Origin of the sequence: Pseudomonas syringae (assembly GCF_002157375.1) — a bacterium.
Lineage (GTDB): Bacteria > Pseudomonadota > Gammaproteobacteria > Pseudomonadales > Pseudomonadaceae > Aquipseudomonas > Aquipseudomonas syringae_T.
Genome location: NZ_MTSA01000002.1, coordinates 212,441 through 230,026, shown reverse-complemented (window position 1 = coordinate 230,026; position 17,586 = coordinate 212,441). Strand labels below are relative to the sequence as shown.

Below are 17,586 nucleotides of genomic sequence, written 5' to 3'. Positions count from 1 at the left end.
TGAATCAGATGTCACGGCTGCACCAGAACAACTCGTGTCGTCGCACAGCTTTACGGAAGAATTCGTTTTCGCCTTCAGCCGGCCAGCGCCGCCCGGCCAGAACACGCTGCAACGCACGGCGCAGACGGCGCTTGAACGGCATTGGCGGCTGCAGGTCATGCATCATGCCCAGCGCCATCGCCTTGTCCCTCTGGGTCGCAACCGACAACTGAAGGCTGTAAGGCACCAGCGACAGTTCGCCATCGAACACCGGCGGCAGGCTGATCCCCGTGTAGGCATCACCCATTGGCCAGCGGTCATTGTCATGCAAATGGTTGGCGTAACCGAGTATCACGTCTGGCTGCCATTCAAGCCCGACCAAGGCTTCACGCACCGCAGCCTGTGCGCAGACATGATCGGGGTGAGGGTCGATGGCGGGGTGCGGCATGACAATAACCTGTGGCCTGGCGTTTGAAATCAATGCACGCAGGTCGGCCAGCAGGTTGTTCCAGGTCGGCTGGCCGTCGTCGCCGGGCAAGGCCAGCGCATTGAACTGACGAAATAACCGGGTATCGGTCAAATCCGCTTCTCGCGACCCGACCGGCGTGCCCGGCGCCGCCTGCATGGCGGGCAGTTGCAGGCAGAAGTAGCCCAGCTGCACGCAACGAGATTCCGGCACACCGCCCCAACGCGCGACGGCGATGCTGTCCCAGGCACGCAAGCGGCCCTTCATGCGCGCCGCTTCGGCGCGCTGCATGCCCATCTGTTGATAGTGTTCGGCTTCAATCTCGCCAGCGGTCAGCGTGACGATCCATGCTTCCTCGGCCTGACTGTAAAGCCCGAACGCGGCCAGCTCAGCGTCGTCAGCGTGCGGCGCGATCACCATGACACGTTGCTTTCGTGGATCGGGCTGACGAAACAGCCAGAGCCGTGGCGCGGCTGACAGCCGGCAGAACCGTCCCCGCAATTGCAGCGCACCCGCGGCCAGCGGCTCGCCCAGCCCGGTCAGGTTCAGGTAACGCACGCCAGAGACACCGCGCTCGAACGCCTGCCGGTCCTGCAGATCCAGCCCGTGAAGCTCGATGAACGGGTCGAGAAAACGACCCAGCCATGTGCTGTTGATCGTCAGCGCCAGGATCAGCGTCTCGTCGCCGGCCAATTGCAGCGGCGTCTCCAGTAACAGTTTGCCAGCGTCCAGACGCACGCCCGGCACTTCGCTGTCGACGGGAAAGCTGTATTGATAGTCGTCGGCTGGCGAATAGAACAGATGATCGGCAAACCAGGCTTCGTGAGCGACCCACGCGCAAAGCGCCAGAAGCGGCACCAGCCACCAGGCCACCATCACGCCAAGCGCGATCAGCAGCAACAGCCCAGCCAGCAACACCAGCCGCTTGTGACGGCGATGGCGCTTGAGCAACTGCTGCTTGCGGCTCAAATCTGGAACACCGGAACGGGGTTGCACCATCGGTCCTTGTACTCGCGATCAGCACGGCCAAAGGAAAAACGCAGCGATTTGCCCAGCGCCCGGGCATCTTCCCAAGCGGACTGGGTGTTGACGAAACTCAGTACGCTGCCCGGACTGAAATCACGGGTTTCAGGGTCGACCCCGCCGTTGACGTACTCGACGCTGACCCACTGTGGCGCCTCGACGCGGTACACCAACTGGATGGCCACCGGCGCGTCATTGAGAAACACCACCGAGCCGATCAGCAGCTCGCGCAGCAACTCGATGACTTCAGCCTTGTGCCGGGCACCGGTGGCCTCAAAGCCCCAGCGGCGCTGGAACAATTCGCAGTACATGCTCGCCAGCTCGGCGCTGCTGAACTCGCTGACCGGCCGGACCGTTCCACCCGCCTCTTCCAGCAGACGCAGCTCGCGACGCTGGTTGTACCGAAACTTTTTCGACAGGTCTTCAGGCGTGCGCGCCATTGCCAGTGATTCGGCCTGCGGCTTGAAGGTGCTGACGCGCCCTTCGTTGAGCGCAGACACGTAGCGGGCACGGTGACGAACCGGCACCTGAACATCATCGGCCATCGGCAGAATCAGCTCGGCGTTGCCCAGGTCGAACAACCCCTTCTTGCCATGACGTTTGAGTTCGTCCTTGGACAGCGCCATCGAGCGACCCCAGGTGGCAATCGCAGCTTTCACCTCGCCGTTCTGCTCCCAAGCGAGATAACGCACGGGAATACCGGCGAGCGCAGACAAACGTGCGACCACCAGCGGGTGTGTGGCCACGCTGCCGCCAAACCGGTGCCATGCCTGCTCGTAGGCGGGCGCATCGATCTGCACCCAGCCACGCTCACGCCAGCCTTTGAACCTGTTAAGCATCAGACCCCCGCCGTCAGGCTGGAGACTTGCGGCAAGCGCCAGAACACATCGCGCACGGCATGATCGGAAAAACGCTCGCGCAACCGCAACAGCATACGTTCAGCACAATCCTGACGCTGCTCCGCGTCCAGCCCCGCCATGTGTACCAGGCCGTTCGCCAGGCTATGGGCATCCCCCAGCGGGAACAGCAGGCCAACGTCTTCGACCACTTCCTTCGCGCCGCCGCAGGCCGTCGCCACCAGCGGCACACCGGCGACCATGGCTTCCAGCAGTACCATGCCGAACGGCTCGTGATCCGAACTCAAGGCAAAGACATCAAACGCCTTGAAGTAGCGACGAGCATCGGACACCTGCCCGAGAAACAGCACGTGCGAGCCAATCCCCAGCTCCAGCGCAAGCGCCTTGAGCGTGTCCTCAAGACGGCCCTTGCCGAGAATCACCAACTGGCTGTTCTCGGGAAGATTGGGCAACGCCTCGGCAAAACCGCGCAGCAGCGTGGCCTGATCCTTGTCGGGGTGCAGACGGCCGACGTTGGCGACGATCCATGCTGACGGCGACAAACCCAGCTCTGCACGCGCATCTTCAGGGGAAAACTGGCTGCCCTGCAGTTGCTCGACATCAATACGGTTGTACAAGGTCTGAATACGCTCGGCCGGCCACTTGGGCAGGCTGCTGCGCATGTCGTCACGAACCGCATCGGACACGCCCAGCAGGCTCAGGCGCTTGCGAAACAGATGGGCGAACAGCTTGCGACTGCCCCGGTGATAATCACCGAACGCATGATGCACGCCAATGACGGGCAGTCTGGTTGCCAGCAGCGCGATGTAGACCGGCTTGAAGCGGTGCGCGATGCAAAAGCTGAAACGGCGGGTGGCGGCGATCTTGCGCAGGTCCCGGATGGCGCCCAGCTTCAGGCCACGAATGGCACTGGAGCTGTACTCCATGAACAGCACTTCGTCGGAACCGCAGTCGGCCACCACATCAGGGTCGGCGGCACCGGTCAGAAACACCGTCGTTACCCGGTATCCCTTGCCGGCGAACAGGCTGGCGTATTGCCGCGCGCAGTCCAGAAACGGCCCGTCATAGCCGTGGCAGAACTGCAGCACGTGACGTTCAGCCCAGCGTGTCATAAGCCTCGACGCCCTCTTTGACCACCAGGATGTCTTCCATGATCAGGTACTCGAGGTCCGAGCCGAAGAACATGTTCAGGGCATCGGTCGGCGAGCAGATCATCGGCTCGCCACGGCGGTTGAGCGAGGTGTTCAGCGACACGCCGTTACCGGTCAGTTCTTCCAGCGCTTTCATCATGTCGTAGTAGCGCGGGTTGTACTCACGCTTGAGCACCTGGGCGCGGGACGTGCCGTCTTCATGGACGACTTCCGGCACGCGGGTCTTCCACTCTTCGGCGACTTCGAAGGTGAAGGTCATGAACGGCGCCGGGTGATCGATCTTGATCATCTGCGGTGCAACGGTGTCGAGCATCGACGGGCAGAAAGGCCTCCAGCGCTCGCGGAACTTGATCTGATGGTTGATGCGGTCGGCCACGCCGGACACGCTCGGGCAACCGATGATCGAACGACCGCCCAGCGCGCGCGGACCGAACTCCATGCGCCCCTGGAACCAGGCCACCGGATTGCCCTTGACCATGATTTCGGCAATCCGCTCAGGCGTATTGTCGATCTGGCGCCAGACCGGCTTGCTCGGGTGACGGGCACACGCCGCGATCACGTCTTCGTTGCTGTACGAAGGGCCGAGGTAGACGTGCTCCATCTTCTCGACCGGCACACCGCGAGCGTGGGACACATAAGCCGCAGCACCCACCGCCGTACCGGCGTCGCCGGAAGCCGGCTGCACGAACAGTTCTTTCACTTCCGGGCGGGCAATGATGCGCTGGTTGAGCTTGACGTTCAGCGCACAGCCACCGGCGAAGGCAATCTTGCCGGTTTCCTTGAGGATGTCGCCCAGGTAGTGGTCCATCATCTGCAACGCAAGCTTTTCAAACAGCGCCTGCATGCTGGCGGCGTAATGAATGTACGGCTCGTCGGCGACGTCGCCGACACGCTTCGGGCCAAGCCATTCGATCAGCTTCGGCGAGAAATAGAAGCCCTTGCCTTTCTCTTTGTAACGACGCAGACCGATGACATTGGCCAGTTCGGTATTGATGACCAGTTCGCCATTCTCGAACGTCGCCAGACGCGAGAAATCATACTTGCTGGCGTCGCCATATGGCGCCATGCCCATGACCTTGAATTCGCCATCGAGCATCTCGAAACCGAGGAATTCGGTGATCGCGCCATACAGGCCGCCCAGCGAATCCGGATCGAAGAATTCCTTGATCTTGTGGATCTTGCCGTTTTCGCCATAGCCGAAAAAGGTCGTGGCGTACTCACCTTTGCCGTCGATGCCCATGATCGCGGTTTTTTCGGTAAAACCGGAGCAGTGGTAAGCGCTGGAGGCGTGGGCCAGGTGGTGCTCGACCGGCTCGATCTTGATCTTTTTCGGATCGAAGCCCAACTGCTCAAGGCACCACACGATCTTGTTGCGATAGCGTTTGTAACGGCGATTACCCATCAACAGCGCATCAAGTGCGCGGTCCGGGGCGTACCAGTAACGCTTGGCGTAGTGCCAGCGCGCTTTGCCAAACAGACTGATCGGCGCGAATGGAATCGCGACCACATCGACGTCCGAAGGCTTGATGCCTGCCTGCTCGAGGCAGAACTTCGCGGACTCGTAGGGCATGCGGTTCTTTGCGTGCTTGTCACGAACGAAGCGCTCTTCTTCGGCCGCTGCTACCAGCTTGCCGTCGATGTAAAGCGCTGCGGAAGGATCATGGCTAAGGGCGCCGGACAGGCCAAGGATCGTCAATGCCACTAGGGTCTAGCCTCTTTAGTCTGCATACAGGCGCATCGCGCCCGAGAAAAGGTGTGCCCCCGCACAGCGGGCTGAGGGCAGCTAAAGGGCGGGATTATAACGTAATGACCGAGGATTGGCTCGGCGGCCTGAAATGTCGCTGCGGGCTCCCGCCAGACGGTGTAAGAAACGTCTCTTTCGCCACACCCAATAACTATCTACGACGTTGCACCCCGTTGCGTCTGATTAATTGAGGCCCATCAACGCTGGCCTCAGGGCCTTCGATCAAACCTCAGCGCCTGAAATGCGCAATGGGAAGCCCTCATGACTCAAACACAGACCGCCTCAGCTTTAACCCCCGTCTCACTGACGCCCGCCGATACCTGGCCTGCCGCATCGGCAGCCTTGAAGCGCCTCGACGAACTGCGCACCGTGCTGGCCGGCGAACTGCTGACGCAGCCCGCCCCCGGCGATGCGCTGTTGGCCGCCCTCGGCGGCAGCGACGTCTCCGAGCGAGAACTGGAAATCTTCAGCCTGCTGCAACAGGTCGATGACTACTGGCTGGTCCCCGGAGAAACCGGCGAAAGCCGCCGTGAACGACTGGTGCCTGCGCTGCAGCGTGCAGTGCGTGACGAAGCGAGCGTCAGGATTCACGAGCGCGACCTGGAGAGCGGCTATCTTGCCTGCCTGCCGGACCCGGCAGAGCAGCCGCACGACCCTGCGCCGGTCTACTCTTCGCTGTCGGTGCAATTGCACGATGACGAGCAGGTCGAACTGGCCGGCGTGCTGACGATATCCCTGGAAACGGAGCACACGCTGCTGATGCTCCCCGGGATCGGCATCATGGGCTTCGCCAGCCAGGCACAGATGGCGCATAACCTTGCACGCTGGCTGAACACGCCGAGGTTGCGCGGCGCACTGTTCAACTGCATGGAAAGACGTCATCAAGAACCACTGGCTGCGATCAGCCAGGACGCCGACCTGTACCTCGAACCGTTCAGCGCCGCCGACCTGCACGTCAAACCGGTGACCACGGCGCCGTTCGTGTATGCCTTCGACCGTCTGCTGAACAAGCAGCGCAACGACATTCGTTACGCCTGCGAACGACCTGGCAGCGAAGACCGGCACGAACGTCGGGCACTGATTCAGGAAGCCATCGACATGGGCGGCCTGTTCGGCCCTGCGTCCATGCTCGAACTGCGAGAACTGACCAACCGGCAACGTCAGTATCAGCGGGACATGCCGGACTGGATGAAGATCGCCAGCAAGGCAGACCTGCAAGCCTACGCCGGGCACCTGCGCCGCTACGATGAAGCGCATGCCGCCATGCTCAGCGTGCTGGGCAGTGCCGCGTCCCCGGAGCAGTTCGCCGATGCTCGTTTACGCGCACGGCTGGCCGACGATCTGGGGCTTGACCTGGCCCCTGGCGCACTGACCATCGACACGCGCCGCACGCTGCCGTTGACGGGCGAGACCTATCACGTGACACGCTCGCTGATCGAGCTGGCACTTTATGGCCTGCACCTGAATGACGAGGTCGCCGGTTCGGACTTTCTGGAGCAGACCGTCATCCGCCTTGATGGCGAGCCGCTGGACATCGCCTGCGCCGCCCTGACCCCGTCCTACCTCGTCGGGCTGATTGCCGAACTGGATCTGCGGGCAGTCTTCGGCGACTTTCAAAAGGCGGCCTACCAGCAAGAACACAACCGAAAACTGCTGGCCATGCTGGCACGCACCCGGCTGACCGCACTGGCCTGGGCGTCAAAGATGCAGGGCCACATCCAGCCCGGAGATTTCAACATTGTCGAGGCGCTGGCGCGTGTGCCGCAGGGCAGGCCTGATCCGGCATTGCGCGTGCAGCAGATAAAGCTGAACGGCCGCAACGTGATGGCCAGGCTGCTGGTGTTCCGCAAGCAGGACGCTGAGGGTCACACGGAGCGACTGGTCATGCTTGCGCTGGACGCCCCCGGACAGCCGTTCAAGGCTTTCGAAGATGAAACCCGATTGCTGCATGAGATCGTCGGCTGGAGCGCATCGCCGGCAATGACCGACTACCTGCTCACTCAGGTGGAGGTTGCCGCTCGCCCGGAACTTGAGCAACACCTGACGGCACTCCGGCTGAAACCCCACCCCGAGGATGATTTCATCCAGTTCATTGACCACCCGGACTGCGAAGCGGCCTTGCGCGGCTTCACCGATGAACAAGTACGCGTCACGCTCTCCGAACAGGCCCGTCACACGCCGGACTGGTATCTGCGTGCCAGTCGTTCACAGCGTCAGGAACTGCTGGCCCTGGAAGAGGCTGTCGGCGGCGCCCTCGGCAATTATCAGGCACAGCCTCATGCTCGGGTCCAGCCGTTCAAGGACTACGTTCACCAGCGCGCCTCCCAGCAGATCGGCAAGTTGCTGGGCGTGCCCACCGGCACGGTAGACCCCGACCTCATCGTGATCACCAGCGAGCGCGAAACGCTGACCTACACCGACATGCTGCTCAAGGGCTATGACGACAGCATCGACCCTGTTCGCACCTCCGCCGACACGCAGGCCACCTTCAGCGGTCCGGAGGGCGTCGACCTCAGCGCCTTGTCGCCGGCAGCGGTGGCCGGTTCGGTGCGCGGCAAGTGGCTGGCAGACGATTACATTGCCCTGGTCAGACGCACGCTGCTCAACCCCGACGATCAGGGCTATGAGTATCGGCGCAGGGCCAGCGTCCTGATCACCCGGTTGCAGATGCAGGCCGCGGCCCTGCGCAGCCTCCTCAAAGGCCATGTCGATGCGGCGCAGTACGCCTGGCTGAAACCGTCACTGGATAACGCGCACCTCGACGATGCGACCACACGCGAGCAATACCTGCTTTACCCGCTGCACATAAATGTGGATAAAGCCCTTATTGCTTCCGGGCTGAACGGCGTCGACCAACTGGTCACTCCCTCCACGCCGCTGAGCCAGATCGAAACCGTGCAAGGTTGCGTGGTCATCCTGCCGATGCAGATCCGGCACTCCGCGCTGCTGTACACACCACAGGCACCCGACGGCATCGAGTTCCGCCTGTTCAGCGATTTCGTTCGCTCGCTGGATACCGCGGGCATGATCGACTACTACAAGGACCGCTGCCGGATCGACGCACGCCGTACCTTGTCATTCTTCCTGCGCGACATGCAGCAGAACAACGCCGACAAGCCGCCCGTGATCCCCAAAGCATTCATTTCCGACTTTGCCGACACCTGCTACAACCGGCCGATCGAGCGCAGGTTGCGGGACGTAGAAGAAACCACCACCGGCCGTAACGACATGTTGTCGCGACTGATCTGGAACAGCGTCGAGCTGATCGCCACGGCGCTGACCCTGCCCTTCCCCCCGGCCAGCTTTGCGGTGGGCAGCCTGCTGGTGCTGCATGACAGCGGACGAGCACTTGAAGCCCTGACCAAGGGTGATCAGGAGCGTGCCGGGGTTTACGTGCTTGCCGCATTGTTCAACGGCCTCGGCGCGGGCGGCGACCTGCTGACAGGCCTGAAAGGCTTCGGCGGGGTTTTGCACCAGCTCGAACACAGCCAAGAGGCTACCCCGGTACTGCGCTCGTTCCGCCAGCAGTCTTCCGTGCCGCGTTACGAACACCTGTACCCGGTGGAACTGCAGGAGCAGGTCTTTCTGGTCGGCAGGCCAAATGCCAACGGCCACGCCCCGGTGTTTCACGCGACCCCGGTGTCCTCGGCCCCGCCAAGGGCAACCGGCCAATACGCCGTCAGGGAAGCAGGCGGCAACTGGCAACCCCTTGCCCCGGTGTTCAATGCCGCACCTCGCGCCCCTTCGGGGTTGCGCATTGACAGGGCGGTCGATCTTTCTCTGCATGACGTGCCACGCATCGCTGCCGGCCATGCCAGAGGCGTGTGCCTGGTCAACGGCCAACGCTACATCGAACTGTCCGGCAGAACCTTTCAGGTGCAGTACGACGCGCAGTTGCGCTGCTGGCAAATCGTCGATCCCGCCAACCCGTTCGCCTTCTTCGGCAATCAGCCGGTTCACCTTGATGCCGACCAGCAATGGCAGCTTGTCGGCCAGCAACGCCTGCGTGGTGGCGGTGTGGGTGATTCACAGCCTTACGGCCCGTTGGCGCCGGAAACACCGGGCACCAGCACGGGGTCCATCCCAAGCGAATACGAGATGCCGCCCGCCATGCAGTCGGCGCTGGAGGTGGTACTGAGCAACAGGCCTTACGACCCGACCGGGATCGGCATGGAAGCCTACTTCGAAAGCTATTTCGCCGACCTGCGGCAGAGTTTCGTGGCGCGTCGGGAAAAACTCTACCAGGACGCCCAGGCATTTCTCGCCGGATTCACGCCACCGCCCAAGCCGCCGCTGCCGCCACTGACACCGCCTGTTGCCGTCGACAACCTGATCGAACATGTCTTTGCGCACAGCAACGGTCTGATCTTCAGCGAGGCCCCCAAATCGGTTGCCAGCAAGCGATTGTTGCTGCTCAACATGCCCCTGTTGGCCGAACAGCGTGTCGAAGTGCTGTACATCGAACACCTGCTGACCGACAAACACCTGGCAAAACTCGCCCGATATCGCCAGCTGGGCAAAAAGAGCCGCTCCGGCTCGCATGAAATCAAACATTATCTGAACGATACCAACCGGGGTGCATTGAACAACTCGAGCACTGATTACGATTACTACCATGTGATCAAGGCCGCGCACCGCTACGGCATCGAGGTGCGCCCGTTCAGTTCTTCAATCAGCTACCCGTTCAGCAGTCATCCGGTAGCAAGCGCAGCCAACGACCCGGCTGCTGCTCAAAAAATGAGCACCTTCTTCGGCCATACGCTCATCAACAGTGACATCGCATCAGCCCCCACGCGACGCTGGGTTGCCTTGCTGGACCAAAGGCTTGCCACAGCAAATGACCAGATTCCCGGCATTGCCGAGATGCAGGGCGTGGTCAGCGTGCATGTGCATGACATCCCTGCCGGTCGCCCGACGCGCATCATTCAGGGCAGCAGCGGATTGCCCGGTCAGCACCTGCCGACCCGCTGTGACTTCACGGTTGCGTTCGCCGATCCGGCGCTTATTGTGCCAATGGCGCCATTGCCGGCACCTACGCCTCTGGATGACATGCTGCTGCGAGAACTGAGAAGCCCGGCCGCGCTCCCGGATGGCGAGCGCTGGGCAGGCCAGTACGGATTCGTTCAGGACGAAAAAGGGGCCTGGTTGCGTGTAGCGCCCGAAGACTGGAATGCCGAGCGTCCGGCGACGGCGATCCAGCAATCACTGGCTGACACAACCTACGAAATGCCCCTGGAGACCCGGACCAACCTGCACCGGCTGGCGAACTTCGAAAAGAAAGGGCTCGATATGGAGTACTTTTTCGATGACCCTGAACTGGATGCAGTGCGCGATGCTTTCGCCCTGCGCCGCAAGACGCTGCAAAAAAACGCCGCCACGATCAGCGCCGCACAACTTCCGCCTCGTCCTGCCTTGCCAGCCATCAAGCCTCAGACAAGCGTGCCGGAGTTGTTTGAGACCCTGTACCGCCACACCGACAGTCTCGTGATCGGCGAGTCGCACTTTTCGGTCGCCAGCAAAAAAATGATCATCGACAACCTGCCGCTGCTGTCACAGCAAAACGTCAGGACGCTGTACATGGAACACTTGCTGACCGACCTGCATCAGGCGGACCTGGACCGCTTCTTCGAAACCGGCCAGATGAGCAAAACCCTGCTGCATGACTTGAAAGTGCTGGACCGGGGGCATCATACCGACCCGGACAAGGTCTACACCTTCGAGCAGTTGGTCATCAAAACGCGCCAGCATGGCATGGAAGTCAGGGCCATCGATTGCGCGGCCAGCTACCACCTCAGTGACATTGCCAGCGAAGATTCCCTCACTCGCCAGCAGATGATGAATTACTTTGCGTCACGCACGATACGCAAGCATCAGGACGTCATGGGTTCACACAAGTGGATCGCGCTGGTCGGCAACAGCCATTCCAATATCTACCAAGGCGTCGTACCCGGCCTTGCCGAACTGGAAGGCGGGATCGGTCTGCGGGTCATCGATGTGGCACCGGGGCAATCAAGGGGCGTGATGCCGGATCCGGGGGAACTGGTCTCCGGAAATATATCGACGACCCAGGTCCACATCAAAGGCGACTATCGAGTCGAGATGGAAGTGCCGCAACTGCCCAATACCATTAGGCCGCAGCAGCCACTGACGATTGAACAACGGCTTCCCCGGCCGGGCATGTTTCTGGTGCAACAGGGCGAAGGCGACCTGCAGACCATCGTCCATCGCGCACGAGACACCTGGATTTACCGCACACCGATATTGGTCAATGACCAGGGCAAGCTGTATGTAGAACGTGTCCGCTGGCCGCGCGTGCATCTCATCCCCTACGACGACATGGACGCGTTGGTGGCGGCACTGAAAGAGATGAACCTCACACGAGTCGGCTGAAGCGCGTCCCCCACCCCACGCGCAGGCTCAGCCCTGCGCGACTTTCGGCAAGCGCTGCTCCAGCCTCTGGTGCAGCGCACTGTGCGCCGGCCAGTTACGCATGAAGCGCGCCCGGTCGCGGGCATAGGCCGACGCGAATGACGATTGCGAACCGTGCTGCTGCATGGCATCCAGATCGATCATTGCCCAGCGATCCTTGTGCCAGAACAGGTTGTGCCCCTTGAAATCACCATGACTGATGCGCTCCTGAATGAGCTGCGCGAACAGCTGATCCAGGGCCAGCAACTCGGCCTCAGGTGCATCACCGCTTTCGACATGGGGGGCGAAGCGCTCGATGATGTCCGGCCCGTCCAGAAACTCGGTGACCAACCAGGCTTTGCTGCGCAAACCGAGGAAGCGTTGCTCCTGCACTGCCAGCGGCTTGGGCGTGGCGATACCGAGAAACATCAGGCGGTTGCCTTCACGCCACGAATGCCAGGCACGGCTGGGACGCCAGAAACGCTTGAGCCAGTGACTGAAGTTCTTGATGTTGTAACGCTTGATGACCAGCGCACGACCATTGGCCTCGACACGGCCAACGCTCGCCGCGCCACCGGTTTTGTACAGATGGCCCTTGTCGAGCAACGCATCGGCCTGGTCCAGCACTGGCAGCATCGCGGTTTCTTTCTCGCGGCGCATGGCGCGGAACACCGAGGCGCTGTCCTTGACACTGAACAGGCTGCAGTCGCGCACCGTCTTGCCCATGAAATCCTTGAGGCGCCAACTGCGGACCTTGTCGATCTGCTTTTGCAGCGCTTCCATCGGCAGGCCATGCTCGGCATTGCTGAGCAGGTAATACACCAGCAGTTCTTCGGTAAATGGCGCAAAGGCGCGGGGCAACTGGGCAAAGAACACGCCGAGGTTTTCCAGCACCTTCTGCCGGGACAGCGGCTGCCCGGCCTGTTCGGCGCGAATGCCCGCGCCATCGATCAGGTACAACTGTCCTTTGTGGCGCAACAGGTTGTCCAGGTGCAGGTCTTCCTGCCACAAGCCTTTGGCATGTTGCAAGGCAATGGCGGTCAGCGCCTCACCCAGCACCGCTTGCTGTTCGTCGGCCAGCGGCGGCAGATCCCTGACCGCGTTCCAGGCGTCACCCAGACTCGACGCCTGCTCCAGAAATTCAAACAGCAGCCAGCCACCTTCGCCCTCCTGCAAGCCATCGGCCAGCAACAGCGGTGTGGTCAGCCCTTGCTCGGCAAGCAGACGCACGCCAGCCAGTTCACGCTGAAAGTGCCGGGCGGCCTTGTCGCCCACCAGCAGTTTTGCCAGCACCGTCCGCCCCCGCCATACACCCGCCCCCACATACCGCTGACCCGGCAAGACGCGCAGCAGGGTCAGCAGTTGCAGTTCAGCCGGGCCGGCTGCATCGGCCAGCGTCAGGCTCATCGGCAACGCCGGGTTACGACCGGCGTTCTTGAGTTCAGACAAGCGCATCAACGGGTCTCTTTATCATTGCGGTGTTGAAGGTCACGTTTATGGTCACTGCGCCTGCCCAGTCGTACGCTCCAGGCATCGACCAGAGCGCTGTCGGGGCTGGCTTGCAGGTAGGCCGCCAACAACTCGCGCCGCTCGCCTTCACTCCATACCTGCGCACGACGCAGCAGCGGCTCCAGATCCCGGGCAAGGTCACGCTTGCCGAAGATCACCGGGCGGGTTTTTTCCAGGTCGATCAGTTGCGCCAGATACCCCGAGCCACCGGGCCGGAGAAAAATATGCTTGGGGTAGAAGCAGCCGTGGACCTGCCGTGCGCCGTGCAGCGTGTGTGCCAGGCGGCCACAGGCCTGAAGGATCGCCAGACGCTGACCCGCATCAAGGCTGCTCCATTGCTGCAACAGCTCATCGAGATCGGTCCAGCCGTCCAGCGCCCGGGTCATCAGGATCGCGCGGTGTTCGCCGTCGACCTTCTGCTCGCCATAGAACACCGCTTGCAGCGCCGGAATGCCCAGCTTGCGATAGCGGCTGATGTTGCGAAACTCGCGAGAGAAGGACGGCTCGCCGAACGGGTGATGCAAGGTATACGTCAGGTAATTGCTCTGGCGTTTGAGGTAGAACCCCTGGCCGTCCAGATCGAGGCGAAACACACTGCTCCACCCGCCACGCCCGGTGTTGGGTTCATCGACCGCATCGAGCCGGATGTTCCAAAGCGATTCAAAATCAGCCAGGTGATGACGCGCCAGTAAAGGCTGGTCGGCACTGGCAATAAAAACGCTCATTCACGGCCCTCGAAAAAGCTGACGATATGTCGAATACGTTTTTTGTCGGAGGCGTTCAAACGCGTGCGCTGACGGTAGAGCAGATAGAAACGCAGGCGCTGGGTGGCCGATAAATGATACTTGGCGACCTTGTCCAGGCACGCCAGGTCCTTGGTGATCCGGTAGCGCAGCATGAAGCTCCACCAGAACGCACCGTTGGGGCAATCGATGAAGAACAGCTTGCCCTCGTCATCGACCAGCAGATTGCGCCATTTCAAATCGTTATGGGTGAAATGGTTGTCGTGCATGATCCGCGTATAGGCCGCCAACTGCTGGCTTATGCCCTCGACCCACTGCCTGTCGGCCAAGCGCGAATCCTTGCGCTGCGCCAGCGCAGACAGGTCTTCGGTGTTCGGTAATTCACGTGTGATCAGCGCACCGCGATCATAGGAAGCGCCATTGCGCTCCAGCCCCCAGGCCACCACTTCGGCGGTGGGAATGCCCCACTTGGCAAACCGCTTGAGGTTCTGCCATTCGGACTTGACCCTGGGCTTGCCCATGTAACGGCGCAGGCCTTTGCCCGCGCCCACATAGCGTTTGACGTAATAGTTGACCCCGCCACGCTCGACACGGATAACCTCGGAAAGCGGGTCCCGGGTCAGGCGATGCCCTTCCAGGGCAAACACGGCGTCCAGACTGCCGAAGTCGTGCGCCAGAGAGGCGTACTCGGGTTCAAGGTTCCAGCCCGCCATCAGAGCGCGTCCCCGTAACGCACTTTGCGCTGATACAACTTGTCGGCTTTTTTATCCAGCCAGGCCAGCAGTGCGGCTTCCTTGAGCAAAATGTCGCGCAACGGCTTCTGGAAATAGTCTTTGAGAAAACGCAGCTTGTCGCGTCGGGTCAGGCCGATGTCCAGCGCCGAAAAGTACAGCGCAGCCAAATCCTTGTTGCGCCAGCGCGGGGTAATCGCCCGTCGCGTCTGGGCACGGTGCAGGTCGATGACCGACAGTTTGAAATCGTCGGCCGTCACCGGTTTGTCGGTGTGCAACAGAAAATGACAGATGTAGCAGTCGCGGTGGTTGACGCCTGCGCGGTGCATCATCCCGACCAGCCGCGCGACTTCGGCAATGAATGCCCTTTTCAAGCGCGGCTCGGGTGGCTCGTTACGCCAATTGAGGCTGACGTCTTCCAGGCTGGTGGTGGGTGCCAGTTCCTCGGTGACGATGAACGAATGCTGCGCGGCAGGATTGCTGCCCCGCTCGCCATACGCCACAGCGGTCATGGTCGGTACACCGACCTCATGCAGACGCTCGATGGCATCCCATTCCTTGCCCGCGCCCAGCACCGGCAGCTTGGCGGTTGCCAGGTTCTTGGCAATCTCGCCCCAGCCGATGCCGCGGTGGATCTTGACGAAGTAGCCGCGCCCGTCGACTTCGGTGCGCAGCGTGCGACGCCCTTCCAGCTCGCGATAGACCTCACCGCTCAGGCCCTCGACCTCGGCGAATGCATCGCGCCCGGCCCACAGGCTCTTGAACGGTTCAGCAAGGAACAGCTTCATCAATAGTGCTCCGCCAGAATCACATCCGCAGCGTGTTGCGGCATGCTGTAAAGGTCTGCTGTGTCCGCAAAGGTCAGGCCATTGCGGCTCCAGGCGCTGCGCGCGGCATCGTCCTCGAGCATGCTCGCCAGATAGCGATTGAGTTGCGCCTGATCGAACGGCTCGTCCAGAACCCGCCCGCAATCGGCTTCGGCAATATAGTGAGCGTAACCGCACACCGCACTGACCAGGACCGGCAAACCGGCCACCAGCGCTTCGAGCAGCACCGTACCGGTGTTCTCGTTATAAGCCGGATGGATCAACAGATCGGCGCCGAGCAGGAAGCGCGGAATATCACTGCGCCCTTTCATGAACGTCACCTGATCGCCCAAGCCCAGCGCAGCGCTCTGCAGCTGGAATACTTTGGGGTCATCCTGGCCGATTACAAACAGGCGCGTGCGTTTCTTCATGTCCGCCGGCAGCGCCGCGAGTGCTTTCAGGCTGCGATCCACGCCCTTGGTCTTGAAACCGGAGCCGATCTGCACCAATAACCGGTCATCGTCGGCCAGACCGAATTCTTTGCGAAAGTCGGCACGAATCTGTGGCGCGTCAGGCGGCGCGCGGCGATCCTGGGAAATACCCGGCGGCAGCAGGTGGAAACGCGACAACGGCGTGTCGTAATGCTTGATGAACAGTGGCTGCTGCACTTCTGAAATCATCAGCACCTGGGTTTTCGAGTCCTTGGCGAACACTGCACGCTCGTAATCGGCGAAGTGGCGATAACGCCCCCACTTGCGATACAGCGGGCTGCGCAGGTTCTGTGCCTTGTCCTCGAAACAGCCATCGGCGGCGTAATACACATCCAGGCCCGGCATCTTGTTGAAGCCGATCAGGCGGTCCACCGGACGTTTCGCGAGGTCCGCGTCCATCCACGCACTGAGTTTCTCGTTGCGCCGATGATTGAAAAACGCTTTGACCGGCGCAACCAGCACCTCAAAACCTGGCGGCACATCGCCTTCCCAGATCAGGGTGTAGACACGAATCTGATGACCACGCTGCTGGCATTCCAGCGCGATGCGCATGAAATCGCGTTGCAGGCCGCCAAACGGGAAATATTTGTAGAGCACGAAAGCCAGTTGCATCAGCCAGGTTCCTTTGCCAGCAACAGCGCGCCCAGTTGGCTCGCTACTCGCTCGGGATTCAAACGAGTGAAGCACAGCGGCCACTCGCGTTTCAGGTCGAACCGGCGCTGATCGTCGGCGGTCGGTTGGTAAGTGCATTTCTTCTGCAGGCAAGGCGCACAACCCGGATAGTCGGCGGCCAGATGCACCTGCGATTTGCCGTAGGCCCCGGTCAGCCCGGGATTGGTAGGGCCGAACAAAGAAATGGTCGGCACATCCAGCGCTGCGGCCAGGTGCCCGATACCGGTGTCCACCGCAACACACGCCTGCGCGCTGGCCAATACCCGCGCCACACCTGCCAGGTTCAGTTTCGGCAGCACGTGCGCGCTGTCCAGCCCCTCGGCGATGCGCTCGGCGCGGGCTTTTTCTGCCGGGTTGCCCCACGGCAACTGCACGTGCAGACCGCGAGCGGCCATCAATTCGGCCAATTGCCGCCAGTACACCTCGGGCCAGTGCTTGGTGTCCCAGGTCGTGCCGTGCAGAAACAGCACGAACGGGGCCTGCACCCGGTCATCGTCGCCAGTCAGGGGGTTGAGGCCATAGTCACCCATGCCGTCCGGCAGCGGATACCCCAGCGCCTGAGCAAACAACTGGCGCAGTCGCTCGACCGCATGCTGTCCGCGTGCCACGGGAAACGCCCGATCATAAAAACGGCTGGCCACCGGCTCGCGCGCCGAGTCACGGTTCAGACCGGCCACCGGCGCATCGATGTAACGCGTCAGCCAGGCGCTTTTGAACAGGCCTTGCGCGTCAATCACCAGATCGTAATGCTGCTCGCGCACACGCTGCTTGAAGCGTCGCCATTCGCCTGACCTGAAGGTCTGCCAGAGGTTCTTGCGCCAGCGACGAATTGCCACCGGAATGACCTTATCGACCGCAGGATGCCAGGCGGGAATCTCGGCAAAACCTTCCTCGACCACCCAGTCGAAGCGGATACCCGGCAGCGCCCGGGCCGCGTCGGTCAAGGCGGGCAAGGCATGGATCACATCGCCCAGCGAGGAAGTCTTGATCAGCAGTACCCGCAAAA

The 17,586-nt window shown here is 61.7% G+C and carries 11 protein-coding genes; 1 reads left to right on the top strand and 10 read right to left on the bottom strand.

Features of this window, described 5'->3' with window-relative positions; translation table 11 throughout:
- Positions 1-4 precede the first annotated feature (4 nt).
- Genes BW686_RS02935 through BW686_RS02920 form a run of 4 tightly spaced genes read right to left on the bottom strand, consistent with a single transcriptional unit; the run spans position 5 to position 5,178 of the window.
- The gene (locus BW686_RS02935; protein ID WP_179149164.1) at positions 5-1,414 is read right to left on the bottom strand and encodes a PIG-L family deacetylase; all 1,410 of its coding nucleotides are present in this window, start codon (positions 1,412-1,414) and stop codon (positions 5-7) included.
- A complete protein-coding gene (locus tag BW686_RS02930; protein ID WP_084914137.1) occupies positions 1,411-2,307 on the bottom strand; it encodes an antimicrobial resistance protein Mig-14 in 897 nt (298 codons plus the stop codon). The genes BW686_RS02935 and BW686_RS02930 overlap by 4 nt, the downstream gene beginning before the upstream one ends.
- Positions 2,307-3,437 carry a glycosyltransferase gene (locus BW686_RS02925; protein WP_084914136.1) on the bottom strand — a complete coding sequence of 377 codons (1,131 nt, stop codon included), beginning with the start codon at positions 3,435-3,437 and terminating at the stop codon, positions 2,307-2,309. The genes BW686_RS02930 and BW686_RS02925 overlap by 1 nt, the downstream gene beginning before the upstream one ends.
- Positions 3,421-5,178, bottom strand: a complete 1,758-nt coding sequence (locus BW686_RS02920; protein WP_084914135.1) for a carbamoyltransferase family protein — start codon at positions 5,176-5,178, stop codon at positions 3,421-3,423. The genes BW686_RS02925 and BW686_RS02920 overlap by 17 nt, the downstream gene beginning before the upstream one ends.
- Before the next feature lie 303 nt (positions 5,179-5,481).
- Here BW686_RS02920 and BW686_RS02915 point away from each other — a divergent pair, with 303 nt between their 5' ends.
- On the top strand, positions 5,482-11,610 hold the full coding sequence (locus BW686_RS02915; protein ID WP_084914134.1) for a membrane-targeted effector domain-containing toxin: 6,129 nt from the start codon (positions 5,482-5,484) through the stop codon (positions 11,608-11,610).
- A gap of 27 nt (positions 11,611-11,637) precedes the next feature.
- Here the strand turns inward: BW686_RS02915 and BW686_RS02910 are convergent, their stop codons facing one another.
- The 6 genes from BW686_RS02910 to waaC are packed head-to-tail and all read right to left on the bottom strand — an operon-like array spanning position 11,638 to position 17,584.
- Entirely contained in the window at positions 11,638-13,083 is a 1,446-nt protein-coding gene (locus tag BW686_RS02910) for a lipopolysaccharide kinase InaA family protein (RefSeq protein ID WP_084914133.1), read from the bottom strand.
- Positions 13,083-13,862, bottom strand: a complete 780-nt coding sequence (locus BW686_RS02905; protein ID WP_084914132.1) for a lipopolysaccharide kinase InaA family protein — start codon at positions 13,860-13,862, stop codon at positions 13,083-13,085. The genes BW686_RS02910 and BW686_RS02905 overlap by 1 nt, the downstream gene beginning before the upstream one ends.
- On the bottom strand, positions 13,859-14,593 hold the full coding sequence (locus tag BW686_RS02900; RefSeq protein WP_084914131.1) for a lipopolysaccharide kinase InaA family protein: 735 nt from the start codon (positions 14,591-14,593) through the stop codon (positions 13,859-13,861). Before BW686_RS02900 ends, BW686_RS02905 begins: the two co-directional genes overlap by 4 nt.
- Complete coding sequence (rfaP, locus tag BW686_RS02895) at positions 14,593-15,399, bottom strand: lipopolysaccharide core heptose(I) kinase RfaP (RefSeq protein ID WP_084914130.1); 807 nt, start codon at positions 15,397-15,399, stop codon at positions 14,593-14,595. Before rfaP ends, BW686_RS02900 begins: the two co-directional genes overlap by 1 nt.
- On the bottom strand, positions 15,399-16,520 hold the full coding sequence (locus BW686_RS02890) for a glycosyltransferase family 4 protein (protein ID WP_084914129.1): 1,122 nt from the start codon (positions 16,518-16,520) through the stop codon (positions 15,399-15,401). The genes rfaP and BW686_RS02890 overlap by 1 nt, the downstream gene beginning before the upstream one ends.
- Positions 16,520-17,584, bottom strand: a complete 1,065-nt coding sequence (waaC, locus tag BW686_RS02885; protein WP_084914128.1) for a lipopolysaccharide heptosyltransferase I — start codon at positions 17,582-17,584, stop codon at positions 16,520-16,522. Before waaC ends, BW686_RS02890 begins: the two co-directional genes overlap by 1 nt.
- Positions 17,585-17,586: the final 2 nt, after the last annotated feature.

Excerpts from the sequence above, each read along its gene's own strand:
- BW686_RS02930 (WP_084914137.1), bottom strand. The coding sequence starts at position 2,307 with ATGCTTAACAGGTTCAAAGGCTGGCGTGAGCGTGGCTGGGTGCAGATC.
- BW686_RS02925 (WP_084914136.1), bottom strand. The coding sequence starts at position 3,437 with ATGACACGCTGGGCTGAACGTCACGTGCTGCAGTTCTGCCACGGCTAT.
- BW686_RS02915 (WP_084914134.1), top strand. The coding sequence starts at position 5,482 with ATGACTCAAACACAGACCGCCTCAGCTTTAACCCCCGTCTCACTGACG.
- BW686_RS02910 (WP_084914133.1), bottom strand. The coding sequence starts at position 13,083 with ATGCGCTTGTCTGAACTCAAGAACGCCGGTCGTAACCCGGCGTTGCCG.
- BW686_RS02905 (WP_084914132.1), bottom strand. The coding sequence starts at position 13,862 with ATGAGCGTTTTTATTGCCAGTGCCGACCAGCCTTTACTGGCGCGTCAT.
- BW686_RS02900 (WP_084914131.1), bottom strand. The coding sequence starts at position 14,593 with ATGGCGGGCTGGAACCTTGAACCCGAGTACGCCTCTCTGGCGCACGAC.
- rfaP (WP_084914130.1), bottom strand. The coding sequence starts at position 15,399 with ATGAAGCTGTTCCTTGCTGAACCGTTCAAGAGCCTGTGGGCCGGGCGC.
- BW686_RS02890 (WP_084914129.1), bottom strand. The coding sequence starts at position 16,520 with ATGCAACTGGCTTTCGTGCTCTACAAATATTTCCCGTTTGGCGGCCTG.